Below are 26,969 nucleotides of genomic sequence, written 5' to 3'. Positions count from 1 at the left end.
CAGCCCGAGCGGCGCGCCCGGGCTCGCCGTTCCTGGGTGTCGGCGGAATGCGCGCTGAGGGGCGTTTGGTTGCATGGGTCCATGACCGTTCCGAACATCACCCTGAACGACGGCAAGACCATCCCGCAGCTCGGCTTCGGTGTCTTCCAGATCGACCCCTCCGAGACGAAGGCCGCCACGCTGGCTGCGCTCGAGGTCGGCTACCGCCACATCGACACCGCCGAGATGTACGGCAACGAGAAGGAGGTCGGTGAGGCGATCGCTGCGTCCGGCATCCCGCGTGAGGAGATCTTCGTCACCTCGAAGCTCAACAACGGCTTCCACGACCCCGAGGCTGCGCTGGAGAACGGCAAGAAGTCGGCCGAGCTGCTCGGCGGCTACACCGACCTCTTCCTCATCCACTGGCCCCTGCCCACCGTCTCGGACTTCGTGCCGACGTGGAAGGCCTTCGAGGAGCTCTACGCCGCCGGTACCGCCCGGTCGATCGGTGTCTCGAACTTCCAGACCAACCACCTCAACCGCCTCGCCGCCGAGACGACCATCACCCCGGCCGTGAACCAGATCGAGGTGCACCCGTACCTGGCGCAGGACGAACTCCGCGCCTACAACCGTGAGCACGGCATCGCGACCGAGGCGTGGTCCCCGATCGCGCAGGGCCTCGTGCTCGACGACGAGACCATCACCCGCATCGCCTCGTCGGTCGGCAAGTCCCCGGCGCAGGTCGTCCTCCGTTGGCACATCCAGCGCGGCGACATCGTGTTCCCGAAGTCCGTCACGCGCGCCCGCGTCGAGGAGAACTTCGCGATCTTCGACTTCGAGCTCTCGGACGAGGACATGACGGACATCACCGGCCTCGACAAGGGCCACCGCACGGGTCCCGACCCCGACACGTTCGACTACGTGCCGGCCTGATCGATCCCAGCACAGCAGCACGTCGCGAGAGCCGTCCGGGTCAGCCCGGGCGGCTCTCGCCGTCCGTAGCCGTCAGCGGTTCGTCGCGACCGAGGCCGTCACGGTGAACTTCGGGGTCCTGACGACCTCGCGGGTCGGCCCGACCAGGCGCGAGAGGACCGGCCGGTAGCGCAGGTGCGTGTTCCAGACGCACCACAGTTCACCGCCGGCCTGGAGGATCGTGGCCGCGTTCCGGAACATCGCCTCGGCGGTGTCCGTGGTCACCGCCGTGTCCGCGTGGAACGGCGGGTTGCACAGCACCAGCTGCGCGGACCCCTCGGCGAGCTCGTCGCCCGCGTCGGTCCGCAGCACCGTCACCCGGTCGGCGACCCCGTTGGCCTCCGCCGTCGCGCGCGTCGACTCCACCGCGATCCGCGACACGTCGGTGGCGACCACGCGGACGTTCGGTCGGCGCAGCGCGGTCGCCGCTGCGATCACGCCGTTGCCACTCCCCAGGTCCACGACCGTGCGCGCGGTGGGGACCGCTCGGTCCATCGCGTCGAGGAGCACCCGCGTGCCCTGGTCGAGCGACGTCCCCGCGAACACGCCACCGTGCGCGACCAGGGTCATGCCGAGGTCGTCGACGTGCACCGACCGGGGCCAGGGGTTCGTGGTCGCGGCACGGGTGGCCTGGGCGCGGAGCGGGTCCTGCGCGATGAGCAGCCGCGACTTGCCCCGGCCACGCGAGGCAGTGACGTCGCCGAACGACCGGCGCAGCACGTCGTTCTGCGACAGGTTCATGTACTTGACGTTGCCGCCGCAGAGCAACACGACGTCGGGCGCGGCGAACCGGGCGACGGCGCGGGCGATCTCGTCCAGTCGGTCGTGCGACTTCGACAGCCGCAGCACGACCAGCCGGACGTCGCGGAACGCAGCCTCGAACGAGTCGGGGTGGTGGAACCCACGGAGTCCGAAGGTGCCGGCGTTGGCCTCGAGTGCGCGCTCCCCCACCAGGGAGTCCTGGACGACCCGGATGTCGCTCGCGCCGTACTGCGTGATGAGGCCGAGCGTCAGCACCCCGTGCCGATCATCGACGACCGCGACCTCGCCCGGCTGCCGGAGCGCGTCGCCGTGCACGTGCGGTGCCTCGTCGATGAGGAACCGGTCCGTGCCGTCGATCGCGATGAGGTCCGGCGCGGCGTCGTCGCGTCGGCGGAAGAAGTCGGCGAAGTCTGGCACCGCGTCAGCGTACCCGGCGACAGCCCGCGGCGAAGCGCATGGTGATTGCACTCGCGATATCAACAGCCTGTGTATTTCACATGTCAATACACTGGGAGTCCCCCCACCAGAAGGAGCCCTCAATGGCATCCACATCGTTCCGGAGCGCCGCGGTCGTCTGCGGCGTCCTCACCGCTTCCCTCGGCTTCGGCTTGCTGACGCCCGCGGCCGCCACCGCTGCCACCGCCACTCCCGCAGCCGCCTCGTCGTCGGACTCCACCGTGCAGGAGACTCTTCCGGACTTCGATTCCATCCCCGTCGATCCCTCGCTGGAGGCACTGCGCTTCTCCATCGACTGGAGCACCCCGTGGTCATCCCGCATCGTCGGCGGACGAGCCGGTGGTGGCGACGACGTCTGGCTCGTCAGCGGCAACCAGGTGTACGACCGGAGCACCACCGGCATCTTCTTCCTCGTCGTGCAGGACCGCCACAAGGACGAACCGCTCGAAGCGATCCGCGTCCACACCGCCGCCGACGGCACCCAGACCCGCGGCGAGCGCATCCCGATCCCGCGCACCATCAAGGTCGACGGACTGCAGCAGGAGCAGAACACGTTCACGCCCGGCACCAACCACTTCGCCGGCAGCGCGACTGCCGGCGCGACCATCGTGGCGGAGGACACCACGTCGGGCGCCACCCTGTTCACGACCGAGGTGAGCGGAGCCCGCAACGGGACCGGCACCTGGAGCGCCGACGCCGACCTCACCGACGCCGACCACGTGATCACCCTCACCCAGACGACGACCGACGGCCGGACGAACGAGCTCCGCGACGTCCGGTTCTCGCCGGCGGCATCGGACGCGCCGACCGCACCCACGGTCGTGCAGAAGGGGCGCGTCCTCGACGGGTCGTTCGTCGTGGCGGGTTCCGTCGCTGAGGACGTGGACTCGGTCGTCGTGCAGGACGAAGCCGGCTCCACCATCGCCGACGCCCGCCTCGGCGAGACCGGCTACTCTGCTCGGCTCCCGCAGGACCGCGTCGGCTCCACGGTCTACGTCGTCGGACGCACTGCCGACGGCACCTCGTCGCCCCGTGTGCCCGTCGCACTCGAGCAGCTGCCGATCGACCCGACTGCCGCCGCACCGTCCCTCCGGTCCGTGTTCGTCCACCCGGACGGGCGCGTCCAGGTGGTCGGGGAGCACGACGACGCTCCTGGACTCTGGATCCTCGACGGCGACCGGGTCGTCGGGCACGCCACCAGCGCCGATGCCGTGTGGAGCTACACGATCGCCGCCGCCGCGACCGGCAAGCAGCTCGACATGGTCAACCTGGTCTTCGACGGCCGCGACTTCAGCGGGACGTCCGAGCGCGTGGCGCTCCCCCGCCTCCTGCGGGTCGAGGGCCTCGCGGACGAGAACGACTACACACCGGGCAAGCGGGCGTTCGCCGGCACCGCCGAGGCGGGCGCGACGATCACCGCGACCGACCAGCGCGGCCAGCGACTCTTCGAGACGAAGGCAGACGGTGCCCGGTCGGGCGTGGGCACCTGGGACGCCACCGCGGACCTGACCAGCAAGGACGGGTACGAGGTCACGTTCACGCAGACCACCGCCGACGGACGCTCCTCGGTGATGCGCGACATCGCCTTCACCACCGAAGACGACGCCGTCGCACCGCTCGTGGTCACGTCCCCCGGGATGAACGGCACCGCCACCGGCCCCCGCCCCACCTTCACCGGCACGGGCCAGGCCGGGTCCACGATCGAGATCCGCGGCACCTCGCGCGTCGTCGGGACCGCCGAGGTCAACGCCGACGGCAAGTGGAGCGCCACGTCGAGCATCGACCTCGGCCGCGGCAGCTACGCCCTCACCGCGAAGCAGACCACCACCGGCAACGCCACCAGCGAAGCCCCCGTCCGCTTCTCCGTCACCGCCACGGCAGCGCCGTTGACGGTCACGTCCCCCGGGATGAACGGCACCACCACCGGACCCCGCCCCACCTTCACCGGCACCGGCCAGGCCGGCTCGACGATCGAGATCCGCGGCACCTCCCGCGTCGTCGCGACCGCCGAGGTCAACGCCGACGGCAAGTGGAGCGTGGCGTCGAACATCGACCTCGGCCGTGGCAGCTACGCCCTCACCGCGAAGCAGACCACGCCCGGCAACGCCACCAGCGAGCTCCCCGTCCGCTTCACCGTCAAGTAAGCCACACAGCCCACACAGAACGCCCCCGGTGACCACTCGGTCACCGGGGGCGTTCGCCTGTCGATCCCCGTCAGCGCGGTCCGCGGTACAGGACGATCTGCGTGTTCCGCTGCGGCCGCGACCCCGCCTTGAGCGAGATCGCCGCACCACTCGCGGTGGCGGCGAAGACCCGCGCACCGGGCCGGTTGATGAGCTGGTCGGCCAACGCCGACTCGAGTTCGCGCACCCGGTCGCGCAGCGCCTTGTTCTCGTTCTCCAGGTCGAGCACCCGCCGGATCCCCTCCAGCGACACCCCCTCGGAGCCGAGTCGCGCGATCTCGCGCAACTGCACGACATCGCGCATCGAGTACCGCCGCGACCCACCCCGGGTGCGACCCGGCACGACCAGGCCGAGCCGGTCGTACTGCCGCAGCGTCTGCGGGTGCATCTCGGCGAGCTCCGCAGCGACCGCGATCGCGAAGACGGGCGAGTTCTCGTCCATGTCGGTCATGGCGCGTTCCTTTCCGTCGTCCGCGTGGGGTGGAAACCAGCCTGGAGGAACGGCGAGCGTCCGTCAGGAAGCCGCGCCGTTCCTCCAGGCCGGGTCTACTGCATTGCGTGCGCGACGCTAGTCGCGCGCCTTGGCGAGGAGGTCCTCGCGGGGGTTCTCGTCGGGCAGCGCAGCCGCAAGTGCCTCGACGGCCTCGCGCTGCTTGTCCGACAGGTGCGACGGCACCGCGACCTGGACGGTCGCGAGCAGGTCGCCCGTGCCGTTCTTCGTCGTGACGCCGCGGCCCTTGACGCGCAGGACGCGACCCGACGGCGTGCCGGGGGCGACCTTGAGCTTCACGGGCGAACCGCCGAGCGTCGGGACCTCGATCGTCGCGCCGAGCGCTGCCTCGGTGAACGTCACGGGGACGTCCACGCGCAGGTTGAGCCCGTCGCGCTCGAACACCGGGTGCTTCCGCACCGACACGGCGACCACGAGGTCACCGGCCTCTCCGCCATCGGGCGAGGGCTCGCCGCGGCCGCGCAGACGGATCTTCTGACCGTCGGCGACGCCCGCGGGGATGCGGACGTTCACCGGTCGGCCGTTGCCCTGCGACAGCTTGACGGTGTCACCGGCGATCGCCGTGGTGAAGTCGAGGGTCGTCGACGCCGTGACGTCGCGGCCCTTCGTCGGCCCGCCGAAACCGCGGTAGCCGCCGGAGGTCTGGCCGAAGCCGCCACCTCCGCCGAACATCCCGCCGAGGATGTCCTCGAATCCACCGGCACCGCCGGGGCCACCCTGGCCGAAGCGGACACGCTGTCCGCCGCCGCCCTGCTGCCCGAACATCCCGCCGAAGACGTCCTCGAAGCCGCCCTGGCCCCCGCCGCCCGCTGTGAAGCGGGCGCCGGAGCCCATGGCGCGGACCTGGTCGTACTCCTGGCGCTGCTCCTTGTCGGAGAGCACCGAGTACGCCTCGCTGATCTCCTTGAAGCGGTTCTCGGCGGCGGCGTCACCCGGGTTGGAGTCCGGGTGGAACTGCCGCGCGAGCTTCCGGTACGTCTTCTTCAGCTCGGCGTCGGAGGCGTCCTTGGACACGCCGAGGACCTTGTAGAAGTCCTTGTCGAACCAATCCTGACTGGCCATGGATCACCTGCCTTCTTCTGTCGTCACCGTGGGGACCCGGCTCAGGCCGGGACCGCCACCGCGACCTTGGCCGCGCGGAGGACGCGCTCACCGAGCTTGTAGCCCGGCTCGACGACGTCCGCGACGGTCTGTCCGGTGGCGCCCGGGGTGGGGAGCTGGACGATCGCCTCGTGGATGTTCGGGTCGAACGCCTCGCCCTTCTCGCCGATCTGCACGAGCTTGAACTTCTCGAAGCCCCCGCGGATCTTCTGGCCGATGACCTGCATCGGCCCCTCGGCGAGGTCACCGTGGGCCTCGGCCCGGGTGAGGTCGTCGAGCGCCGGCAGCAGGGCCCGCACCACTTCGGCGATGGCGACCTCGCGGTTGGCCTCCCGGTCACGCTCGACGCGCTTCCGGAAGTTCACCAGCTCGGCCTGCGCACGGAGCATGTCCGCACGCATCTCCGCGACGAGGTCGCGGTCCTCGGTGCTGAGCTTGTCCTCGGCGATGCCGCGGGCCGCGTCGGCGAGCAGCGCTTCGTCCTCCGGGGAGAGGTCGTTCGCTGCATCGGCCGCCGGGCCCCCGGCGGCGGGGCCGTCCGTCGGTACTTCGACGTCGGGCCCCTCCGCCTCGATGAGGTCCTCGGGCTCGGCCGCGTTCGTGGCGTCGCCCTCGACCTGGGGCTCGTCCTCGTGGGGCGCGTTGTCCTTGGGATCCGTCATCGTTACTTCTTGTCCTTGTCGTCCTCGTCGTCCACGACCTCGGCGTCGACGATGTCCTCGTCGTCGGCCGGCTGCTCACCCGCGGGCTGCTCGCCACCGGCGGCGCCGGCTGCTGCGTCCTGCTGGCTGTAGATGGCCTGGCCGAGCTTGCCCTGCGACTCGTTGAGCTTGTCGAAGGCGGTCTTCACGGCGTCGTCGTCCTCGCCCGCAAGAGCGGACTTGAGCGCGTCGACATCGGCCTGCACCTCGGACTTGACGTCCGCGGGGAGCTTCTCGTCGTTCTCCTTGATGAGCTTCTCGATCGAGTAGACGAGCTGCTCGGCCTGGTTGCGACGCTCGTTGGCCTCGCGACGTGCCTTGTCCTCGGCGGCGTGCTCCTCGGCTTCGCGGACCATGCGCTCGATGTCCTCCTTCGGCAGCGACGAGCCGCCGGAGATGACCATCGACTGCTCCTTGCCGGTGCCCTTGTCCTTGGCGGACACGTGCACGATGCCGTTGGCGTCGATGTCGAAGGTGACCTCGACCTGCGGCACGCCACGGGGAGCCGGGGCGATGCCGGTGAGCTCGAAGGTGCCGAGCGGCTTGTTGTCGCGGGTGAACTCGCGCTCGCCCTGGAAGACCTGGATGGCGACCGACGGCTGGTTGTCGTCAGCGGTCGTGAAGGTCTCGCTCCGCTTGGTCGGGATCGCGGTGTTGCGGTCGATGAGCTTCGTCATCAGGCCGCCCTTGGTCTCGATGCCGAGCGACAGCGGCGTGACGTCGATGAGCAGGACGTCCTTGCGCTCGCCCTTCAGCACACCGGCCTGCAGCGCGGCACCGACTGCGACGACCTCGTCCGGGTTGACGCCCTGGTTCGGGGACTTGCCACCGGTCAGCGACTTGACGACCTCGGCCACGGCGGGCATACGGGTCGAGCCACCGACGAGCACCACGTGCGCGATGTCGTTGACCGAGACACCGGCTTCCTTGATGACGTCGTTGAACGGCTTCTTGGTGCGGTCGAGCAGGTCGGAGGTCATCTGCTCGAACTGTGCGCGCGAGATGGTCTCGTCCAGGTTCAGCGGGCCCTCGGCGGTGAGCGTCAGGTACGGGAGCTGGATGTTCGCCGACATCTGCGACGACAGCTCCTTCTTGGCCTGCTCAGCCGCTTCCTTCAGACGCTGCTTGGCGATCTTGTCCGTGGACAGGTCGACGCCGTGCTCGTCCTTGAACTTCTTGACCAGGTAGTCGACGATGCGCTGGTCCCAGTCGTCACCACCGAGGCGGTTGTCACCGGAGGTCGCGCGGACCTGGATCGTCGAGAAGTCATCGTCCTTGCCCACCTCGAGCAGGGAGACGTCGAACGTGCCGCCACCGAGGTCGAAGACCAGGATGAGCTCGTCTTCCTTGCCCTTGTCGAGGCCGTAGGCGAGAGCGGCGGCGGTCGGCTCGTTGATGATGCGGAGGACGTTGAGGCCGGCGATCTCACCGGCGTCCTTCGTGGCCTGGCGCTCGGCGTCGTTGAAGTACGCCGGCACGGTGATGACCGCGTCCGTGACGTCTTCGCCGAGGTACTGCTCGGCGTCGCGCTTGAGCTTGCCGAGGGTGCGGGCCGAGATCTCCTGCGGCGTGTACTTCTTGCCGTCGATCTCGGTGGTCCAGTCGGTGCCGACGTGACGCTTGACCGACGCGATGGTGCGGTCGACGTTCGTCACGGCCTGGCGCTTGGCGGTCTCGCCGACCAGGACCTCGCCGTCCTTCGTGAACGCCACGATCGACGGCGTGGTGCGCATGCCTTCGGCGTTGGCGATGACGGTGGGCTCGCCACCTTCGAGAACGGAGACGACGGAGTTGGTGGTTCCGAGGTCGATGCCTACTGCACGTCCCATGTGTTGCTCCTCTTGCTTGGGGGTAAGTCGTTGGACTTGCGTCCGATGGACTCAACCCTACTCCTGAGTCACCTGGAGTCAACTTCAGGGAGCACAAACCTGCGCCAGTCCCACTCAACTCCCAGTCGGGCGCAAGTGAGGTAGCACGTTCGTATGTTGGTATTTCACGTGATATTCTGAATACACATGCGCCGTTGGAGTCTGTCCACGGGCGTGCCCCCTTCCCGCACAGCCGCCGTCGCGCGGCCTGTCCTGAAAGATGCACATGTCTCACAAGAAGAGGGCATCGACTGCCCTCAAGTCCATGGGTGCGGCCGGGCTGGCCGCTGCCACCATCGTGTCCGGCCTGTCATTCGGTGCAGCAACGGCGATCGCTTCGCCCGAGCCCCGGTCGATCTCGACCCAGGCCACCGCCTCCGGCAAGTTCGTGATGAAGTCCAGATCTAACTCGACCTGGTGGGCTGTCGGATCCAATCTCAGCGCCACAGCCCATTCATCGCTCGCCGCCGCGAAAGCGGCTGCTGCGACTGCAACATTCACTACGGGTACTGGCGAGCTCAAGATCGGATCCTCGTGCATTGTCCCGGCACCGTCGGGCTTCACCCACGACTACACCGTTGGATCTTGCGGCAACGCGGTGCAGATCAACCTCAGTGGCGGCACCCTCTGGGAGGGTTCTTCCCGGATCGGTATCTGGCCGTACTCGAATGAGCCAGCATGGCTTGGGAAAGGCCAGACAGGTTACGAACTCGCGACGTACGATGAGATTTTCCCGAGCACCCGAGCCATGACCGCGCAGGTGACGAAGGTGAACAACATCGCGAGGACCGCTGAGGTGTCGGGTACGGCAACGCCGAACGGCACGGTGACGATCGGCAACAAGACCGTCGACGTCAACTCGAGCGGCAACTGGTCGATGACCGTCGAAGGGCTCTCAGTCGGGGCGAACTCCCTCACCGCGACGCAGCGCTTCAACAACGCGCGGGTCGACGAGAAGACTGTCACCGCGACGATCGTCGAGGGCGGCACGCTCGTCGGTGTCGACCAGGGCCCGATCGAGCTCGAGCGCGGCGAGAGCACCCCGGTGCCGTTCGTGGTCGAGAACCGCGAGGCGCGCACGAACACCGACGGCACGGTCACGCTCGACGCACCCGAAGGCACCACGTTCGACCAGCAGGCCACGGTCCAGGGCCAGATGCGTGACGTCGGAGAGGACGACTGGGCGAACACCACGTCCGTCCCGCTGACCGACGGTTCGCGGTCGAATGACGGCAAGACCATCACGTTCGATGCCGAGTGGGCCGCGAACCACCCCGCCGACGAGCAGTACCGCTTCATGGTCGGCGTGACCGCTGACGAGGACGCTCCCGCCGGTTCCGACGCAATGGAGTTCTCCATGCCGGGCACCAGCAGCAAGGGCGACTTCCTGGCTGAGGGCACGACGACCACCACCATCGAGACCAACGTCGTCGACCTCGTGGCCGACATCGCTTCGATCGACCACGCAGGCAAGTCCGCCGTGATCTCGGGTACCGCAACTCCGGGCGCGACGATCACGATCGGCGACGAGAGCACCGAGGCCGACGCCGAGACCGGTGCGTGGAGCATCACGGTCGACGGCCTCGAGCGCGGCACGAACGCACTCCACGTGGTGCAGGAGATCGAAGGCGAGGAGCACGACTCGAAGGACCTCGACGTCGTGATCAACGACGCCGCGATCTCTGGCCAGGCCGGCACCGCAGTCACGCTCGAACGTGGCGAGGTCACCTCGGTGGAATCCCTTTTCAAGACGAACGGTTCGATCAGCCGCCCGCAGGGCAAGGTCGAGTTCACCGCTCCCGAGGGCACCACCTTCGCCGCGGACCAGAGCACGATCGAGGGTTCGTTCAAGAAGCCGGGTGACGACGCCTGGACGAACTCGGCCATGACCCTGACCAACGGGGTCCGTTCCGCGGACGGCACGAAGTACACCTACGACTTCGCGACGACCACCACGACCTGGAACCTTCCCGACGCGTCCCTGATGCGCTGGAACATCGACGTGAACACGCCCGAGGACGCCGAGGCCGGCACCTTCCCGATGCGCACCGTGCTCAGCGGTACCGCCACCGAGGGAGCGTTCAACACCACCAGCACCACGCAGGCCACGGTCGAAGCCGCCGAGGTTCCCGCACCGGACGCGCTCGTCGTCACCACGCCGGCCGACGGCTCCACGGTCGACTCCAAGCGCCCGGTGTTCTCGGGTACCGGCGACGAGGGTGCCACGATCGAGATCCGCGACGCCGACGACAACCTCATCGCGACCACCGTCGTGAAGGACGGCGCCTGGAGCGTCCCCGCGACCGCGGACCTCGCAGACGGCTCCTACGAGTTCGACGTGATCCAGACCCCGCTCACCGGGGCACCGAGCACCGAGAAGGTCTCCTTCACGGTCGCGACGAACCCGCTCACGACCGAGCTGACCGCGGTCGGCGCGTTCGATGACGACGTCACCAAGCCCGCGACGATCTCCGGCGACGCCACCACGGGCGCGACCGTGATCGTCAAGGACAGCCTCGGCAACGAGGTCGGCCGCACCGAGGCAGTCGACGGGAAGTACTCGATCCCGGTCCCGCCGTCGTTCGCCCACACCGGCGTCAACGACTTCACCGTGACCCAGACGAAGAACGACACGACCTCGCCCGAGAAGGACGTCTCGCTCGACTACGGCATGCCGGCACCGATCCGCATCACCAGCCCGGCGAACGGCTCGACGGTCCAGAAGGACGGCCTGACCTTCACCGGTACCGGTGACGAGGGCGCCCGCATCGACGTCCGCGGTTCCGTCCGAGCCATCGCGACCGGTACCGTCACCGACGGTGTCTGGAACGCACCGGTGACGATCGACCTGTCGAACAACGTCTACAACCTGCGCGCCGTGCAGACCACCAAGGGCGGACTCACGACGCAGGTCCCGATCACGATCACGATCACCGACGAGGCGCCGGTTGCTCCGCTGACCGCGACCGCCGCGTTCAACACCACGGACGAGAACCTGCCCGCGACGATCACCGGCTCCGCCAACCCCGGCGCAACCGTCACCGTGAAGGACAGCAACGGCGACACCATCGGCACCGCCATCGCCACCAACGGCCGCTACACGATCACGATCCCCGCGAACAAGGCCCACTTCGGCGTCAACGACTTCACCGTCACCCAGACCGTCCGAGGCCAGGTCTCCGCACCACTCGACCGCTCCCTCGACTACGGCAACCCCGCAGCCCCGGTCATCCAGACCCCGGCCAACGGCGCCACCGTCACCAACGGCTCCATCCGCTTCACCGGCACCGGAGCCACCGGCGCCAAGCTCGACATGCGCGGCAACAGCTCCTCCGTCGGTGACACCAAGATCACCGACGGCGCCTGGACCGTGGACGTCACCCGCCAGCTCAACCCGGCGGTCTACGACCTCCACGCACTCCAGACCAGCAAGGGCGGCCTCACCCAGCGCGTCAACATCACCGTCACCGTCCGCAACGAGGCGCCGGTTGCTCCGCTGACCGCGACCGCCGCGTTCAACACCACGGACGAGAACCTGCCCGCCGCGATCACCGGCTCCGCCAACCCCGGCGCAACGGTCACCGTGAAGGACAGCAACGGCGACACCATCGGCACCGCCATCGCCACCAACGGCCGCTACACGATCACGATCCCCGCGAACAAGGCCCACTTCGGCGTCAACGACTTCACCGTCACCCAGACCGTCCGAGGCCAGGTCTCCGCACCACTGGACCGCTCCCTCGACTACGGCAACCCCGCAGCCCCGGTCATCCAGACCCCGGCCAACGGCGCCACCGTCACCAACGGCTCCATCCGCTTCACCGGCACCGGAGCCACCGGCGCCAAGCTCGACATGCGCGGCAACAGCTCCTCCGTCGGTGACACCAAGATCACCGACGGCGCCTGGACCGTGGACGTCACCCGCCAGCTCAACCCGGCGGTCTACGACCTCCACGCACTCCAGACCAGCAAGGGCGGCCTCACCCAGCGCGTCAACATCACCGTCACCGTCCGCAACGAGCAGATCACGGCGCTGACGGCCAACGGGGTCTTCGACCGTGACGTCGAGCAGAACGCCGTCGTCTCGGGCAACGCCCAGACCGGGGCGGACGTCATCGTCCGCGAAGGCACGACGATCATCGAGAGCGTCAAGGCCGTCGACGGGAAGTACTCCGTCACGATCCCCGCCACGGTCGCCGGCGTCCGCACCTTCACCGTCACCCAGACGGTCAACGGCACGGTCTCGGCGCCCAAGACGGCGACGCTCGACTACGGCACGCCCGCGGACCTCGTCATCGAGACCCCCGGCAACGGTGGGACCCTCCGAGGCGACCAGGTCGTCTTCACGGGGACCGGTGCCCCCGGCGCCAAGGTCGTCCTGAACGGCACCGTGAGCCGCCTGGGCTCCGCGACGGTGAACGGTCAGGGCGCCTGGACGATCTCCGTCGAGCGCACCCTCACCCCGCAGGCGTACACGCTGTTCACCAAGCAGATCACCAAGGGCAACCTCAACGGCCCTGCTGACCAGCGCACCATCAACGTCATCCGGTAACACCACCAGCACCACGCGACGGGCGCCCCTCCACCAGGAGGGGCGCCCGTTCCCGTGCGTCAACCGCGATGCGGGAGGAGAACAGCGGGACAGAACGACGAATGCCGCCGGCCTGGGGCCGGCGGCATTCGTCGTTCTGCGTGTGTGTCGATCAGCGCGTGCGGAACACGTTGTCCTTGCCGTCGTCGCTGATCTTCGGCTCGTTGTCACTGGTCAGGCGGTTGCCGTCGGTGGTCACCCGCACCGAGCCGACCTGCTTCGCGGCGATGTCGTTGATGGAACCGGAGACGACGAGTTCCTCGACGTTCCCGAGGTGCACGACCGCGTTGCCCGCGGTGATCTCCACCGACGCGCAGTCCCCGACGGTGACGTCCTTGTTGGCCTGGTCGACGACGGCCTTGCCGTCCTTGCACCCGGCCCGGACCTTCCCGATGTCGGCAGGCGGGTTCGAGAAGACCTGCTCGTCCGCCTGGGCCGTCGCGCTCGCACTCGGCTTCGGGGTCGGCTTGTCGTCGCCGGTGCCGGAGCACGCGGTCACTGCAGCGAGGATGCCGACGGCGGTCAGTCCGGTGACGAGCAAGCGGCGGACGGGAGGATGGGAGCTCAGGGCCATGGTGTGTTCCGATCTGGAGCGGGAGGTGTCGGGCGCGTCGTCGGACCCGCGGACATTTGTATGTCACGTTCTATACAATACTTGATATGCTGAATGCATGACAACTGATCGGTTGCCTCTGGTGGCCTTCCTCAGCCACTCCGCAGCCCTCTCCGGGGCAGAACTGCTCGTCGCCCGGGTGACCGCCTCGTGCACGAGGATCGAACCGATCGTGGTCCTCGGCGAACACGGCCCGCTCGAGGAACGCCTCGCCGACTCCGGGGTGCGCTGCCAGGTCGTTCCCCTCGATGCGACCGTCCGGCACCACACCGCCACCACGGGAGCTGGGCTCCTCGCGAAGACGGTCAGCACACTCCGCGCCACCCACGAACTCACCCGCGTCCTGCGCGCGCTCGGTGTCGACGTGCTGACGACCCACTCGGCGAAGGCACACATCTGGGGTGGACTCGCCGGGCGGCGGGCCGGGATCCCCGTGGTCGCCCACGCACACGACCTCGTCGGTGCCGATGGGTCGTCGCGAGTCAACGCAGCGCTGCTCCGGCTCGCGTTCGCGGTCCTCCCCCGGACGGTGGTCGCGAACTCCCGGACCACGGCCCGGTCGCTCGGTCGCCTGCCCCGGCCCGTCACCGTCGTCGCCTGCCCCGTGTCCGTCCCGGCGGAACCAACGCCGCACACCGCTCCGGTGTGCACGATCGGCATGGTCGGACGCCTCACGCCGTGGAAGGGTCAGGACGTCGCCCTCCGCGCCTTCGCGGCCGCCCGCGCGTCCGGTCTCGACCCCGACGCACGGCTCCGTCTCGTGGGCGCACCGCTGTTCGGCGCCGACGACGCGTTCGCCCGGTCGCTCCACACGCTCGCGTCCGAACTCGATGTGCAGGACTCCGTCGACTTCCGTGGGCACCAGCACGACGTCGCCGCCGAGATGTCCGCGTGTGACTTCGTCGTCCACGCCAGCACACGCGCGGAGCCGTTCGGACAGGTCGTCATCGAGGCCATGGCGCTGGGCAGGGCCGTGATCGCCAGCGATGCGGCTGGCCCCGCCGAGATCATCACCCACGATCAGGACGGCCTCCTCGTCCCGCCCGGCGACGTCGCAGCGCTCGCGTCCGCCATGGTGCGACTGGCAGACGGCCAGGAGGCCCGGGATCGGCTCGCCGACAACGGCCGTCGGACCGCCAGGCGGTTCGACCTCCCGCGCGTCGTCGCGCAGCTCGAGGCGATCCTGGTGGCGGCCGCCCGCTGACGCGGGACGGCGGCACTGCACGTGCGCGGCGCCTGCCGCGGGCCGACCCGGCGACGACTGGCGGGCCTCCTGGCCGGGCGCGTCAGGAACGGACCGCGCTCGGGATCCCGGTCCACGCGCCGATCTCGCGCCGGAAGCGTGTGGTGGAGAACGTGTCGGCCCGCGCTCGGCAGTCCGCACCGTCGAGTCCCGCAGCCGCCTCGACGGCCGACCGGATCGTCGACGGGGCGAAGTCGTGCAGGACGACACCGCTCCGACCGGGCTCCACCGAGTCGCACGCGCCGCCGACGGCGTTCACGACGACCGGCGTGCCGAGCGCCATCGCCTCGACCGGCATGATGCCGAAGTCCTCCACCGGTGGGAACACGTAGACGGCTGCACGCTGCAATAGTGCCGCCAGGAGCGCGTCGGACGGCCGGACGACGATGCGGACGTCGACGTCCGAGTCAGCGGCGAGCGCCCGGAGCCGTTCGAGGTCGGGTCCGTCACCGGCGAGCACCACCGGCCGCGCAGATGCCCGGCCGGCCTCGATCACCACGTCGAGTCGCTTGTACGGCACGAACCGGGACGCACCCAGCAGGAAGCCCGCGGGCAGCGACTCGAGCAGCGCACGCTCACGGTCGTCGAGCACCTGCGCCCAGTCGTCGACAGCGGTGAGTCGTTCGACCCCGACGGGCGGGTGGATCACGACCGCATCGACGTCCCAGCTCGCTCGGATGCGCTGCTGCACGAAACGGCTGTTGGCCGCGACGTGCCGGAGCGCCCCGCCCCGACGGCGGTCCACTGCACGGAGCGCGGGACCCGCGACCCGTGCGGCGACGGACGCGCCGCGGGCATCGAGCTCCGGGTTCCAGAGGTACCGCGCCGGTGTGTGCACGTAGGTGAACTGGCGCTCGGGATCGACACCGGGCACACGGGCCTGGTGCGCGAACAGGTGCGAACTGACGAGCGCCCAGTCGTACGGTCCGAGGTCGCGCAGCCCGTGCGACCACAGCGCGGGGAGGAAGGGGACGGCCAGGGCCTTGCGACCCCGCAGCGGCGTCGGCGCGAGGGCGCTCTCGATCACCCGCCGGCCGGGGTACCGGCCAGGGGCGTCGTTCCAGAGGCCGAAGAGATCGGCGTCCGGGTACTCGTCCGCCATGGCGTCGAGGACACGTTCGGCGCCGCCGACCGCTTCGATCCACTCATGCACGAGCAGTCCGCGCATCTCGAGCTCCTTCCGTCGCTCGTGCGGCACAGGCGACGACGGCGTCGATCGCCTCGTCGGCCAGCGCGCACATCCGGGCGTGGTCGGCGTCGTCCCCACGGACCGGGTCGGCGATGTCGTCCGCCTCCGGCTCGGTGGGGGCGGTGCCGAGTCGGGAACGTGCGACCAACCTGGGGAAGTCGTCCCAGAACCCTGCGCCGACGGCGTCCTGACCGAGGAGCGGACGGACGAGCCGTTCGAACTCGCGCAGCGTGAACGTCCGCCGCAACAGCGCGGGAGCGATGTCGAGCACCGCGGCACGGTGCTGGCGCTCCAGGGTGAGCACGAGCGCGGGGCCGTCGAGCACGCGTGCCGTCAGGGGCGTCCCTGCGAAGCCGGAGGGATCGGCACCGTGGCGCAGGACGGCGTCGGACGAGCGCGGGAACATCGCCGCCCCGTGCTCGGCGGCGGTCCCTGCGCTGGACACCCGGAACGTTCCCGGGGCGACGGCGTCCAGGCGGGCCCGGAGCACGCGTTCGACGTAGGGGGAACGACAGACGTTCCCTTCGCAGACGATGAGGATGGCGATCACGATCGAGTTCCTGTCAGTGCGGGGACGGTGGGCCAGAGGGTGGGAATCGTGGGCCGGAGGGCGGGGACGGCGGTCGGCACCCACGCCGGAGTCGCGCAGGCCGCGATGAGGACCCAGAGGACCGGGGTCGAGAAGTCGGGCGTCCCGACGACCTTGGCGACGAGCAACGCGACGAGTGCCGTTGCCGCCGCGATCGTGCCCGGACGCCGGATCGCGGTCGCGACGATGCCCAGGACGAGTGCAGCGAACGCCGCGGTGCCCGGGATGCCGACGGTGGACAGCAGGGACATGCCGAACGACGACGGCCGGTTGCTGCCGATGCCGGCGCCCATCCCGAGCGTGTCCGCGAGGACGCCCCAGCTGAACATGTCCGCCCCGGTCCGGGAGTCGTACGACTTGCTGTCCACCTTGTCGACGACGAGTTCCCGGATCGGCGCGAGCAGGTGGTCACCGGCGACGAGGGCGACCACGGCCACGGTGAGTACGGCGATGACGAGCCACGGGGTGCCGACACCGCCGCGGACGACGTACCGGACGGCCAGCACGACGATGCCCAACCCGATCACGACGGCGGATGCGACGACGGCGGTCCCCGAGGACGCCTGCAGCAGGTTGGAGCATGCGAGGGCAGCCGCCGTGGACCAGAGGAACCGGGCCCGGCCCGTCGAGCGCAGCGCCGCAACGACGAAGAACGCGACCGCCGGTAAGGAGAACGCGGCGAGCTCGCTCGGTTCGCTGAAGACCCCGCGCAACCGGTCCTCCGTCGTGGTCCAGGCGTACGCCACGTTCGGCAGGGTGTCGAAGAGGGGAGCCGTCACGTCCGCTCGGAACAGCAGGAGGAAGCCCCGGATGCTCGTCGTCACCGTCCCCACGACCAGCGCGACACCGACCGCGAGGACGGCACCCCGGACGCGCACCAGGTAGAGCGCGCAGCAGGCGGCGAGGAGCAGGTAGGCGAGCTGTGCCCCGTTGCTCACCGTGTAGGCGAGCACACCGGGGTCGGCCACCTGGTGATCGACTCCGCCGCGCGAGACGAGGACCCGGATGCCGCCGAACATCCACGGAGCCACCGCGGTGATCACCGTCGTCCACGCGAGGAAGACGGCGAACGCATTCGCTGTCCAGTGCGACGTCCCCAGCCGACGCGTCCCGAGGAGTGCGCAGGCGCTGGCTGCTGCCGCGACGGTGAACAGCGGCACGCCGTTCCCCCCGACGACGACGCCCGCCGAGTACGGCAGCCCTGCAGCCGCCCCGATGACCACTGGCAACCACTCGCGACGCACCGTCAGTCCGACGCCGAGCGCGACGAGGAGCAGGCTTCCGAGGACGGTCATCCGCGCTTCCTCCACTTGGTTGCGTAATATTTCATATCAACTACTATGAGTATCACACATCGAAACCCGAAGGAAAGGCTCGGATGACACTCGCGCAGTTCATCGACGTGCTCCGGCACCGCTGGATCTCCATCGCTGCGGTGCTGCTGCTCGCGACCGGACTCGCGGCGGCCTTCTCCGCGGTCCAGGCACCGCAGTACCGGGCGACGAGCGAGGTGTTCGTGTCCGTGGCGGGCGGGGCCTCGGTCGCCGACCTCAGTCAGGGCAACACCTTCTCGGCCGCCCGGGTCAAGTCATACGAGGAGCTGGCGGTCACGCCCCAGGTGCTCGGGCAGGCCGCGAAGCAGCTCGGGTTGCCGGGTGGCGGCGGCCTCGGGCGGGTGGTCACGGCGGAGTCGAAACGCGACACCGTGCTCATCTCGATCAGCGCCACCGACGAGTCCCCGACGCAGGCCGCCGCCATCGCGAACGCCGTCACGGAGCAGCTGGTGAAGGTGGTCGACCAGGTGGAGAACGAGGGAGCCGCCACCGACGGCCTCGTCCACCTCAGCGTCTTCCAGCCCGCCACCGCTCCGAGCACGCCGTTCTCGCCCCGACTGGCGGTCAACACCGCCATCGGTGTGCTCGCCGGACTCGCGCTCGGCATCGCCCAAGCCGTCCTCCGCGAGGTCCTGGACACCCGCCTCCGTTCGTTCGAGGCGCTGCGCCGACTCACCCACGCGAGCGTGCTGGGCGAGTTCGCCATGGACGAGACGATCGCGAAGGAGCCGCTCGTGTCGTTCGACAACCGCTACAGCACACGCGCCGAGGCGTTCCGCCAGCTCCGGACCCACCTGACCTACACGAACCTCGACGGAGACGCGCAGAGCATCGTCGTCACCAGTGCGACGCCGGGCGAGGGGAAGTCCTCGACCGCCGTGAACCTCGCGCTCATGCTCGCGCAGAACGGATCGCGCGTCGTCCTCGTCGACGCCGACCTCCGACGGCCGACCACCGGCACCTACCTGGGCATCGAGAGCCGCGTCGGACTCTCCACGGTGCTCACCCGGCAGGTCGCCCTCGACGACGCCACCCAACAGGTCGGCGCGGACACACCCCTCCACGTCCTCGCAGCGGGGCGCGTCCCCCCGAACCCGAGCGAACTCCTGAGCTCGAGCCGCATGGTCGACCTGGTCCGCGAACTCGAGTCCCGCTACGAGTACGTCATCGTCGACGCCCCTCCGATGCTTCCGGTGACCGACCCCGCTGTGCTGGGTGCGATCTGCAGCGGTGTCCTGCTCGTGGTGAGCGTGGACGGGCGGACCAGACGAGCAGACTTCACCGCGGCAGAGCGGACCGTGACCCAGGTCGGTGCGCGCCTGCTCGGCCTCGTCGTGAACCGTCTGCCGGTGCAGCGCCGCGCGAAGACCTACTACAACTACGAGCCGTCGGCGCCGGTCAGCGAGAGCCCTCGTCGATCGTCGCGAGCTCGTCGCACCCCGGAGGACCACTGATGAAGCCGCCCACACGCCGTTCCCTCGTCTACCTCGGGTGGCAGGGGAACGCCAACTTCGGCGACGACCTGCTGTACGAGACCTGGCGCGCTGCGCTCGACGACCCCCTCACGGTCCAGGCACCGCTCAACGCACGCGACTACCTCCGGACGGCGCCACGATTCGGGGTCGACCGGCTCCGCACGCTCGGCACGGAACGGGTCGTCCTGCTCGGCGGCGGGACGTCCGTCGGGTTCGCGTCGTGGGCCGAGCACGCACGGCTGGCGATCCGCAACTTCGGAGCGGACGGGCTGATCGGTGTGGGTCTCGGAGCGGCGTCGGCATCGGACACGTACTCGCTGGCGCAGCAGCGGCAACGCTGGGAAGCCTGGCGCACGCTCCAGCGGCTGCACATCGCCGGCGTTCGCGGTCCCCTCACCCAGGACGAGGTCTCCGCGCACCTGATGCCCGTCGACATCAGCGGTGACCCGGCGCTGCTCTACCCCCTCGTCCGGCACGTGCCCAGGCCCACCCGGGCTGCTCCGCGCATCGGCGTGAGCCTCGGGTCCGATCCACACTCCCGCTTCGACGTCGCCACCGTCGCCGCGGCCGTCGACGAACACGCACGTGACACCGGTGCGACCGAGGTGGTCGCGTTCGCCCTGTCGGCAGCCGACCAGGACGCCGCACGCCAGCTCGCAGGCCGTCTGACGACGGCGTCGGTCGTCCACGCCTCCACGGACGTCGCTGCGACGATGGCCGCGATCGGCGGTTGCGACCTCGTGGTGTCGGAACGGCTGCACGGAGCCGTCGCCGCGGTGTCGCTCGGCATCGCGACGGTCCCGCTGTCCTACGCCTCGAAGTGCGACGACTTCTGGTCGAGCGTCACCGGCCGTGCCGCCCCCGTCACGGTGGGCCACTCGGCGGACGACCTGGTCGACGCGATGCGCGCGGCCGAACAGGAGCGTGCGGGCATCGCCGAACGGGTCCGCGAACTGCAGGACCGCTTGCAACGGATCCGGGGCGAGCTGCTCGCCTGGAAGTCGGGGACGTGCTCGACGTCGGACCTGCTGACGACGAGCACGGTGTCGAAGTGAACGCCGTCACCGGGCCCGACCACCGCTTCCACCTGGTCATCTCGACGATCCGCTCGCCCGAACACATCGAACGCTGCCTCGACTCGATCCGCCGAGCACGTGTGCCGGTCTTCGTGACCGTGGTCGAGCAGCGCCCGAAGCCGGACGCGCTGCCGCTCCTGCGGGACCTGATCGAGGCCGGTCACGCCGAACACGTGCACGAGCCCGTCGTCCGTGGTGTCAGCCGTGGCCGGAACCGCGGGCTCGCCACGATCCGCGGGGACATCGTGGCGTTCCCCGACGACGACTGCTGGTTCGACGACGGCGTCCTCGAACTCCTGTCCGAGCGGATGGACGGTCGGGACCTCGACGGAGCAGCGATCCCCTGCCGTACGAGTGACGACAGCGGCACGATGCTCCGCTGGCGTCGACGACCATGCCGGGTCACGAGCTGGCGGGTTCCCCGGACGATCGTCGCCGCAGGCATCTTCCTGCGGCGAGAACTGCTCGAGACGCACGGGCTCTTCGACGTCGCCCTCGGGACCGGTTCGGCGACGCCGTTCGGCTCCGGCGAGGAGAACGACCTCGTCATCCGCGCACTCCGTCGCGGTGCCCGCATCGCCTACATGCCGGACGTGGCCGTGCGGCACGGCGACTTCCGGCACGACGGCATGACGGACGAGACCCTGGCCAAGGTGCTGCGGTACAACCGGGGGTTCGGGCGGGTGCTCCGGAAGCACCGGCTCCGCGGCCAGGCGGCTTACTGGGTCACCCGGTCGATGGCGGCCGTCCTCGTGGCACGGATCAAGCGGGACCACGATGCGACCCGGTTCCAACAGGCACAGCTCCGTGGCCGGTGGCAGGGGTGGCACGGAACCGACGACCACGGCGTGCACCACGCGTTCGACCGGGGCACGACGCCGCAGCACGGGTGACGCGAGTCGCCCCGCGGCGCACCAGGTGCACCGCGGGGCCACTCGGAGTCGCTCGGAGTCACTCGTCCCAGACGACGAACCGCGGGATCCACTTCGCGGACATGTCGAGCTTCCCGGCGGTGCCCCGCACGGCCTTGTCGGACCCGGTGGGTTCGACGATCCGGCCCGTTCCACGGAGTGAGACGCGCACGGACGTCGACAGGTGCTGCGCTTCCGACTGCCAGACGACACGGGCGTGGTGCTTGCCGTCCGGCGAGGTGAACCGCATGTGGCGGACCGGACCGATCCGGTGCTCCGCCACGTACCGCTTGCCGGCGAGGACCCGCTGCATGGTCGCCCAGGCCGCGGCGGAGGGCTTCGGCTCGTAGCCGCCGTCGGCGTTGCCGAGCAGACCGAACGTCCGTGCGGTGCCGTTCGCCAGGGCGGGCTCGGCCATCTCGAACAGGAAGAGCCGCTCGACGCCGTACTGCGCGGCGATGGCGTAGGTGCGCAGGACGTAGGCGGTCTGGTCCTCCGGTTGAACCCAGCCCGGTCCGGCGAACTGGGTCGGCCATCCGACCTCGGTGATCCAGATCGGCAAGGCGCTGCCGTCTGGGCGCGGGTACCGGTCGGCCGTCGTCCGGAGCCACGCGAGCGCGTCCTCGATGCACGGATTGGTCGGGACGCAGGTCTCGGGACCCCACGGGTTGCTGTACGGGTGGATGCTGACCGCGTCGACGTGGTCGGCGCCGCCGAGGCGGAACCACTCGCCGATCCAGGCGCGCTCGTCGTCGGACACCGCGTTCTGGGTCGGCCCGACGATCGTCGCCGCCGGGTCGGTCGCACGGATGACCTGTGCGGTGACCCGTGCGAGCTCGATGTAGGCGGCGGGCGTCGCGGGCAGCGGACCGTGGTTGTTCGTCCACTCGTTCCAGACCTCGTAGGACAGATCGGTGTCGGGGTGCCGGTCCCGCATGTGGGAAACGGTCTCCTTGACGTAGCGCTTCCAGGCGGCGGCCTGCGCGGGTTTGGAGACGTCCGGTGGTGCCATCGGGTCGTTCGTGTACGCGACGTTGCCGTAGTCGAGGACGAAGAGTGGGCTGACCCCCATGTCACGCACGACCGGGTCGATGCGGGCGTCCGTCGCCGTGAAGTCGAACCGTCCGGCGACCTTCTCGACCGCGCTCCACTGCAGGTCCTGTCGGTAGCTGCCGGCACCGAGTGCGGCGAGTGAGGGCAGCGCGCTCGCCACGGGGTTGACGCCGAGACCGAAGTACGGGTCCGAGCCGACCGGACCGGCGATGGTCCGCACGAACCGGGTCGACGCGGAGGTCGCGCCCGGCGTCTGCACGGTCAGCCGGTAGGTGCCGGACGGCAGGGCGCTCGTGGGGTGCACCTCGACCGATCGGGTCCCCGCCCGGCCGGTCCCCGAGTCGACGATCGTCCCCGTGGTGTCGTTGACCCGCCAGGTGACGTCCGCCGCACGCTCCACGCCGTCGACCGTGAACCGGGGGCGATCGTCGGGTCCGAACAGACCGCTCCCGCCGACCGGTCGGATCGTCGGCGTCGTCGAGGCCGTCGACGTGGTGCCCCGTGCGGACGAGGGCTGGGCGTGCTCGGACAGGATCGCCGCGAGGAGGACGCCCGTGACGGCAGCTGCGGTGAGGCCACGGCGGCGGGTGGAGGGGGGACGGGGAGCGGGGCGGCCAACGGAGGGCCCGACGTGTTCCATCGGGCCATCATCGACAGCACGGACGGGTGCTGGCGAGCAATCGGAATGCACGGCACCTGCGATGCGATGCGATCGGCTCGACCACGCTGCGAAACACGGAACTCGGAGTGCGAACTGCTGGCGATCGGCGAACCCGCCCGCCCACAGTTGCTCGATGCCAGCCGAACGACCGACCTTCACCGGCGTCCAGGTGCTGCGGTTCGTCGCCGCGCTCCTCGTCGTGTTCTCGCACCTGCCGACGTACCTGCACGCCCGTCTCGGCACACCCCTGGTCGACATCCCCGTCGGCCAGGTCGGGGTGACGGTGTTCTTCGCGATCAGCGGGTTCGTCGCGGTGCTCGTGACACAGCGGACCCCGAGGCCGACCTGGCGCGGGTTCCTCCGCCGTCGGCTGGTCCGCATCCTGCCGCTCGCGTGGGCGGTGATGACGATCAAGCTCGTCACGCTGCTGGTGGCCCCGCAGGCCCTGGAACGCGCGGCCACGTCAACAACGTACATCGTGTCGTCGTACCTGTTCCTGCCCGGCCGCGGCCCGAACGGCGTGGTCGAGCCGTTCTTCACGGTCACCTGGACGCTGTCGTTCGAGCTGCTGTTCTACGTGGTCGTCACGATCGCGCTCGCCACCCGCTCCGACCCCCTGCGGCTGGCGTCCGTCGTCTTCGTCGGGCTCGCGGTCGCCTCGGCGTTCCGCGGGCCGGACGGGTGGCCGACCTGGCAGTTCCACGCGAACCGCATCGTGTTGTGCTTCCTGGTCGGCATGGTGATCGGCCGGTGGGCGCTCGACCGCCGCACCCGGCTGGCACTGCTCCGGACCGCGGCGATCACCGCGATCTGGCTCGTGGTGGGCACCGTCGCGGGCGCGTCCGTGCCGAGCCTGCTGCTGTTGCCGCTCGCGGCCGCGGCGCTGGCGACGACGGTGGTGGGTGAGCCGCTCCTGCGTCGGTGCACCGGCACCGTCGGGCGGACGCTGGGCGATGCCTCGTACGCGCTGTACCTGACGCACCCGATCCTCGCACCGGCGACGGTGGCCGTGGTCGCCGCGGTCGTCTCCGGCCCCGCAGCGCCGATCGTCGCGGGCATCGCCGCACCGGTCGCCGCCGTGGCCGCCTCGGTCGTGGTGTGGTTCGCGGTCGACCGTCCGGTGATCCGGCGGCTCCAGCGTCGTCGGACCGCACCACCACGGACCCCACGCGCCGCGAGGCACCGGCTACCCGCCGGGTAGTGTCGTCCCGTGCGATGGAGTCGAGTGAACTGGCCCTCCGTTGGCTACGTCTCCCTCGAGGACTTCGACGGCCAGCGCGAACACGTGACCCGGTTGCTCGAGGACGCCCCTCCCACGGTCGCCGCGCTCCTGACGGTCAAGTGGACCGACTCGCGGATCGAACGCTGGATCGTGGAGTCCGCCGACGCCGTCGTCGACCCGGACGCCGACGAGGACGACGTGACGACCCCCGTCGACCTGCCAGGCCACGGTGTGCCCGACCCGGTCGTCGTGCACGCGGACATCGTGGTCCGCAACGACGAGGTCCTCGACACCCCGAGCGGCCTGTGGCGCCGCTGGAACCACGCCAGGGTGTCGCTCCGGCTCCGGGACGCCGTCATCGACCCGCCCGGGGTCGATCCCGCAGCGCTGCTCGCCGGTGACGCGCACGTCGCCCGGGGCGAGCTCGAGTACCTGAACGAGCACGACGCCTGGGAACTCCGGCTGCTGATCTCCCCCGTCGGCGAGGTCGCGATCCGGTTCCGTGGTGTCCGCGTGGCGATCCGGAGCGTCGCCGAGTCCGTGTACTCCGGCCTGGAGTCCCGCCCGGCACGCGGCTGGCACGGCCCGGTGCCGGACGGCTGGGTGGAGTGGACGACCGAGGTGGTCCGGGCCGCGGCCTACGGCGACCTCGGCGGGCTGCACCTGGCCGACGACGCGAGCGACGTCGACGACGTCGACCCCCGATGGGGCTTCGCCCCGCTGCACGCCGCCGCGTGGTTCGACCACCCCGAGATGCTCGAGGAGCTCCTGCGCCGCGGCGCGACCCTGCAGCTCGAGGACACCGAGGGACGGACGCCGCTGACGCTGGCGATCGACCGCGACGCGCGACGGGCGGTCGACGTGCTGGTGGCAGCGGGTGCCGACCTGGAGGCCCGTGACGGCGACGGCAACACCCCGATCATCCGCGCCGCGTGGGGCGGGCACGCCGCGATCGTGCGTGCCCTCGCCGCCGCGGGTGCGGACACCGCGGCGCGCGGCTCACGGGGCGCGACGCTGCTGATCGCGGCCGTCGACTCCGGCGACGTCGAGACCGTCCGTGCGGTGCTGGCGCAGGGCGTCGACCGCGATGCCGTGGACGACGAGGGCTCGACCGCTGCGGACCGCGCGGAGTTGCTCCGCGAGACGGCCGTGGCCGACCTGCTCGCCGCTGCCTGAGCGCGGTCCGCACCACGGCCCGTGGGCCGACCCGCGCCGGACGTGACGAAGCGCGGCGGACGGGAGCAGGGCCTCCCGTCCGCCGCGCGCTCGCGGGTCGACCGTCCTAGACGGTGACCTGCTCGACGGCGTTCGCCTGCGCGACGCGCCCGTACCAGCGGGCGGAGTCCTTCGGCGTGCGCTCGAAGGTCTCACGGTCCCACGCGACCAGCCCGAACGTCGGCCGGAAGCCCGACGCCCACTCGTAGTTGTCGAGGAGCGACCAGTGCTGGTAGCCGAGGACCTCGATACCGTCCTCGATGCAGCGGTGGATGCCCTCGAGGGCGCCCTGCGTGTACGCCTGCCGACGGCTGTCGTCGGCGGTGGCGATGCCGTTCTCGGTGATCATCAGCGGGACGCCGCCGGAGAGCTCCCACGCGCTGCGGAGCCCGTCGGCCGAGGCTTCGGGGTAGAACTCCCAGCCGGTGAGGGTCGTCTCGACGTCGTCGGACACGGGCAGGGGCCCGTCCGGACCGATGAACGTGCGGGTGTAGGCCTGCACGCCCAGGAAGTCGTCGCCGGCGGCGTTCTCGAGGTACCAGTCGTCGCGCGGGTACCCGTACTCGCGGAGCATCGTGTCCGCGCCCGGCTCACCGTTGGACTTGAACGCCTGCGTCGCGATGGTCCACCCCGACCGGAGGCCCGACACCTGTGACAGGACCTCGCGCGACCGCTTGTGGCTGGCCAGCAGGGCGTCGGCGACGCCCAGGTCCGGGTTCGGCAGGCCGAAGGCCACCAGGTTGGCCGCGTCCTCGCCGCCGGCGAGCATGGCCGCGATGTTCGGCTCGTTGATCGTGCAGACGTAGCGGACGCCGTCCTGCACCACGGGGAGCGCGGCCTCGGTGTAGCGGGCGAACAGGTCGGCGGCATCGGGGGCGCGCCAGAAGCCGTCGCGTTCGAACCAGCGCGGCACCGTGAAGTGCATGAGGGTGACGATCGGCTCGATGCCGAACTCGTGGCAGGCATCGACCATGCGGCGGTAGTGGTCGACCTCGGCACGGCTGACGAACCCGCGCTCGGGCTCGATGCGGGCCCACTCGATGCTGAACCGGTAGGAGTTCAGCCCGAGCTCGGCGGCGATGCGGATGTCCTCGCGGTACCGGTGGTAGCTGTCCGCCGCGTCACCCGAGGGCTCGACGATGGTGGTGTCCGGCTCGTGCTCGTGCACCCACCAGTTGCTGTTGACGTTGTTGCCCTCGATCTGGTGGGCGGCGGTGGCGGCGCCCCAGAGGAAGCCGTCGGGGAACTGCAGCGTGGAGATGAT

At 70.2% G+C, this 26,969-nt stretch carries 21 protein-coding genes; 9 read left to right on the top strand and 12 right to left on the bottom strand.

The window, feature by feature from the left end; all coding sequences use genetic code 11:
• Positions 1–81 precede the first annotated feature (81 nt).
• A complete protein-coding gene (locus ACL00U_RS02295; protein ID WP_017886373.1) occupies positions 82–912 on the top strand; it encodes an aldo/keto reductase in 831 nt (276 codons plus the stop codon).
• A 72-nt stretch (positions 913–984) separates the two neighbouring features.
• On the opposite strand, the gene ACL00U_RS02290 is transcribed toward ACL00U_RS02295, so the two are convergent.
• Complete coding sequence (locus ACL00U_RS02290) at positions 985–2,130, bottom strand: class I SAM-dependent methyltransferase (protein ID WP_056069543.1); 1,146 nt, start codon at positions 2,128–2,130, stop codon at positions 985–987.
• A gap of 122 nt (positions 2,131–2,252) precedes the next feature.
• On the opposite strand from ACL00U_RS02290, the gene ACL00U_RS02285 reads away from it, so the two are divergent.
• Positions 2,253–4,313 (top strand): Ig-like domain-containing protein, encoded by a 2,061-nt coding sequence (locus tag ACL00U_RS02285; protein ID WP_412873766.1) that lies wholly within the window; start codon positions 2,253–2,255, stop codon positions 4,311–4,313.
• Between the two features lie 70 nt (positions 4,314–4,383).
• On the opposite strand, the gene ACL00U_RS02280 is transcribed toward ACL00U_RS02285, so the two are convergent.
• The 5 genes from ACL00U_RS02280 to ACL00U_RS02260 all read right to left on the bottom strand — a co-directional run bounded on the left by ACL00U_RS02280 (position 4,384) and on the right by ACL00U_RS02260 (position 9,055).
• Entirely contained in the window at positions 4,384–4,794 is a 411-nt protein-coding gene (locus ACL00U_RS02280) for a heat shock protein transcriptional repressor HspR (protein WP_027464889.1), read from the bottom strand.
• A gap of 126 nt (positions 4,795–4,920) precedes the next feature.
• Positions 4,921–5,925: a DnaJ C-terminal domain-containing protein gene (locus ACL00U_RS02275; RefSeq protein ID WP_017886377.1), complete on the bottom strand. Its 1,005-nt coding sequence runs from the start codon at positions 5,923–5,925 to the stop codon at positions 4,921–4,923.
• Positions 5,926–5,966: 41 nt separating this feature from the next.
• Positions 5,967–6,626, bottom strand: coding sequence for a nucleotide exchange factor GrpE (locus tag ACL00U_RS02270; protein ID WP_082046895.1), 660 nt, complete (start codon positions 6,624–6,626; stop codon positions 5,967–5,969).
• Positions 6,627–6,628: 2 nt separating this feature from the next.
• Positions 6,629–8,494 carry a molecular chaperone DnaK gene (gene dnaK / locus ACL00U_RS02265; protein WP_017886379.1) on the bottom strand — a complete coding sequence of 622 codons (1,866 nt, stop codon included), beginning with the start codon at positions 8,492–8,494 and terminating at the stop codon, positions 6,629–6,631.
• 270 nt (positions 8,495–8,764) lie between these two features.
• On the bottom strand, positions 8,765–9,055 hold the full coding sequence (locus ACL00U_RS02260; RefSeq protein ID WP_139179641.1) for a hypothetical protein: 291 nt from the start codon (positions 9,053–9,055) through the stop codon (positions 8,765–8,767).
• Between the two features lie 226 nt (positions 9,056–9,281).
• On the opposite strand from ACL00U_RS02260, the gene ACL00U_RS02255 reads away from it, so the two are divergent.
• Positions 9,282–13,085 carry an Ig-like domain-containing protein gene (locus tag ACL00U_RS02255; RefSeq protein ID WP_412873765.1) on the top strand — a complete coding sequence of 1,268 codons (3,804 nt, stop codon included), beginning with the start codon at positions 9,282–9,284 and terminating at the stop codon, positions 13,083–13,085.
• Positions 13,086–13,236: 151 nt separating this feature from the next.
• Here the strand turns inward: ACL00U_RS02255 and ACL00U_RS02250 are convergent, their stop codons facing one another.
• Complete coding sequence (locus tag ACL00U_RS02250; RefSeq protein WP_156155317.1) at positions 13,237–13,698, bottom strand: DUF3060 domain-containing protein; 462 nt, start codon at positions 13,696–13,698, stop codon at positions 13,237–13,239.
• A 97-nt stretch (positions 13,699–13,795) separates the two neighbouring features.
• On the opposite strand from ACL00U_RS02250, the gene ACL00U_RS02245 reads away from it, so the two are divergent.
• Positions 13,796–14,941 (top strand): glycosyltransferase, encoded by a 1,146-nt coding sequence (locus ACL00U_RS02245; protein WP_412873764.1) that lies wholly within the window; start codon positions 13,796–13,798, stop codon positions 14,939–14,941.
• Positions 14,942–15,023: 82 nt separating this feature from the next.
• Here the strand turns inward: ACL00U_RS02245 and ACL00U_RS02240 are convergent, their stop codons facing one another.
• Genes ACL00U_RS02240 through ACL00U_RS02230 form a run of 3 tightly spaced genes read right to left on the bottom strand, consistent with a single transcriptional unit; the run spans position 15,024 to position 18,053 of the window.
• Entirely contained in the window at positions 15,024–16,148 is a 1,125-nt protein-coding gene (locus ACL00U_RS02240; protein ID WP_031259360.1) for a glycosyltransferase, read from the bottom strand.
• Entirely contained in the window at positions 16,126–16,719 is a 594-nt protein-coding gene (locus ACL00U_RS02235) for a hypothetical protein (RefSeq protein ID WP_017886384.1), read from the bottom strand. Before ACL00U_RS02235 ends, ACL00U_RS02240 begins: the two co-directional genes overlap by 23 nt.
• Positions 16,716–18,053 carry a hypothetical protein gene (locus ACL00U_RS02230; protein WP_412873763.1) on the bottom strand — a complete coding sequence of 446 codons (1,338 nt, stop codon included), beginning with the start codon at positions 18,051–18,053 and terminating at the stop codon, positions 16,716–16,718. The genes ACL00U_RS02235 and ACL00U_RS02230 overlap by 4 nt, the downstream gene beginning before the upstream one ends.
• A gap of 83 nt (positions 18,054–18,136) precedes the next feature.
• Here ACL00U_RS02230 and ACL00U_RS02225 point away from each other — a divergent pair, with 83 nt between their 5' ends.
• The 3 genes from ACL00U_RS02225 to ACL00U_RS02215 are packed head-to-tail and all read left to right on the top strand — an operon-like array spanning position 18,137 to position 21,536.
• A complete protein-coding gene (locus tag ACL00U_RS02225; protein WP_412873762.1) occupies positions 18,137–19,546 on the top strand; it encodes a polysaccharide biosynthesis tyrosine autokinase in 1,410 nt (469 codons plus the stop codon).
• The gene (locus ACL00U_RS02220; protein WP_263137085.1) at positions 19,546–20,622 is read left to right on the top strand and encodes a polysaccharide pyruvyl transferase family protein; all 1,077 of its coding nucleotides are present in this window, start codon (positions 19,546–19,548) and stop codon (positions 20,620–20,622) included. The genes ACL00U_RS02225 and ACL00U_RS02220 overlap by 1 nt, the downstream gene beginning before the upstream one ends.
• A complete protein-coding gene (locus ACL00U_RS02215; RefSeq protein ID WP_412873761.1) occupies positions 20,619–21,536 on the top strand; it encodes a glycosyltransferase family 2 protein in 918 nt (305 codons plus the stop codon). The genes ACL00U_RS02220 and ACL00U_RS02215 overlap by 4 nt, the downstream gene beginning before the upstream one ends.
• Before the next feature lie 58 nt (positions 21,537–21,594).
• Here the strand turns inward: ACL00U_RS02215 and ACL00U_RS02210 are convergent, their stop codons facing one another.
• A complete protein-coding gene (locus ACL00U_RS02210; RefSeq protein ID WP_412873760.1) occupies positions 21,595–23,247 on the bottom strand; it encodes a GH39 family glycosyl hydrolase in 1,653 nt (550 codons plus the stop codon).
• A gap of 154 nt (positions 23,248–23,401) precedes the next feature.
• On the opposite strand from ACL00U_RS02210, the gene ACL00U_RS02205 reads away from it, so the two are divergent.
• Together ACL00U_RS02205 and ACL00U_RS02200 are read left to right on the top strand one after the other, a co-directional pair.
• Positions 23,402–24,469, top strand: a complete 1,068-nt coding sequence (locus ACL00U_RS02205; protein WP_259551618.1) for an acyltransferase family protein — start codon at positions 23,402–23,404, stop codon at positions 24,467–24,469.
• A 9-nt stretch (positions 24,470–24,478) separates the two neighbouring features.
• Positions 24,479–25,666: an ankyrin repeat domain-containing protein gene (locus tag ACL00U_RS02200; protein WP_082509490.1), complete on the top strand. Its 1,188-nt coding sequence runs from the start codon at positions 24,479–24,481 to the stop codon at positions 25,664–25,666.
• A gap of 106 nt (positions 25,667–25,772) precedes the next feature.
• On the opposite strand, the gene ACL00U_RS02195 is transcribed toward ACL00U_RS02200, so the two are convergent.
• Positions 25,773–26,969 carry a glycoside hydrolase family 1 protein gene (locus tag ACL00U_RS02195; RefSeq protein WP_152427191.1) on the bottom strand — a complete coding sequence of 399 codons (1,197 nt, stop codon included), beginning with the start codon at positions 26,967–26,969 and terminating at the stop codon, positions 25,773–25,775.

Origin of the sequence: Curtobacterium poinsettiae (genome assembly GCF_047226435.1) — a bacterium.
Lineage (GTDB): Bacteria > Actinomycetota > Actinomycetes > Actinomycetales > Microbacteriaceae > Curtobacterium > Curtobacterium poinsettiae.
The sequence above is the reverse complement of the archived record's forward strand: the minus strand, read 5'-3'. Positions and strand labels throughout refer to the sequence as shown.